Genomic DNA, 1,227 nt, shown 5'->3' with positions numbered 1-1,227 from the left:
CAGCAGCGGGTGATCCGGCAGGCGTTGGCCAGTGCGCGGGTTGGCGGGGCGGATGTGGATGTGGTGGAGGGGCACGGTACGGGGACGCGGCTGGGTGATCCGATCGAGGCGCAGGCGTTGCTGGCGACCTACGGTCAGGAGCGGGTGGGGGACGGCCCGTTGTGGTTGGGGTCGGTGAAGTCGAATATCGGGCATGCGCAGGCCGCGGCGGGGGTTGCGGGTGTCATCAAGATGGTGATGGCGATGCGGTATGGGGTGTTGCCGCGGACGTTGCATGTGCAGGAGCCGTCGCCGCATGTGGACTGGTCCTCGGGCGGGGTGCGGCTGCTGACGGAGGCGGTGCCGTGGCCGGAGACGGGGCGTGCGCGGCGTGCGGGGGTGTCGTCGTTCGGGGTCAGTGGCACCAACGCGCACATCATCCTCGAACAGGCGCCGCCTGAGGAGCACGACGATCCGGCGGACGTCTCGTCCGGGTCGTTTCCGTGGATGGTGTCGGCCAAGTCCGAACAGGCACTACAGGCGCAGGCAGCACAGTTGCGCGCGTATCTGGCGGCACATCCTGAGCTGGGGCTGGCTGATGTCGGGTATGCGCTGGCCTCCGGCCGCACGGCCTTCGGCCACCGTGCCGTGCTCCTGGGCCCGGACCGCGAAGCCTTCGTCGAAGAGCTGGGAGCTCTGGAGGCCGGTGAGGAACACGCCGGGCTGGTACGGGGCGTGGCGACGGGTGCGGGGAAGCTGGCGTTTGTGTGTTCCGGGCAGGGAACGCAACGTCCCCGTATGGGACACGGGCTGTACTACGCCTTCCCGCTGTTCGCCGCAGCCATGGACGAAGCCTGCGCACACCTGGACCCACACCTCGACCATCCCCTGCGGGATGTCATGTTCGCCGAGCCGGGCACCGACACCGCCCAGCTGCTCCACCAGACCCGCTACGCCCAGCCCGCCCTGTTCGCCCTCCAGATCGCCCTGCACCGCCTGGTCACCGAACACCACGGCCTTACCCCCCACTACTACGCCGGCCATTCCCTCGGAGAGATCACCGCGGCCCACCTCGCCGGGATCCTCACCCTCCCCGACGCGGCCCGCCTGGTCACCACCCGCGCCCGCCTCATGCAATCTCTCCCCGCCACCGGCGCCATGACCACCCTCCAAGCAGACCCCGACGAACTCCACGAACACCTCACACGATGCGAAGGACGGGTCTCACTCGCGGCCGTGAACGCGCCC

General features: G+C 69.6%; 1 protein-coding gene. It reads left to right on the top strand.

The window, feature by feature from the left end; genetic code table 11:
• The coding region (locus tag CCN51_RS44380) for an acyltransferase domain-containing protein (protein WP_143676097.1) at positions 1–1,227 on the top strand (1,227 nt) is incomplete at both ends.

The sequence above is a fragment of the Streptomyces milbemycinicus genome (assembly GCF_002154605.1).
In the GTDB taxonomy this organism is placed as follows: Bacteria; Actinomycetota; Actinomycetes; order Streptomycetales; family Streptomycetaceae; genus Streptomyces; species Streptomyces milbemycinicus.
This window is presented reverse-complemented; position numbering and strand designations above follow the sequence as displayed.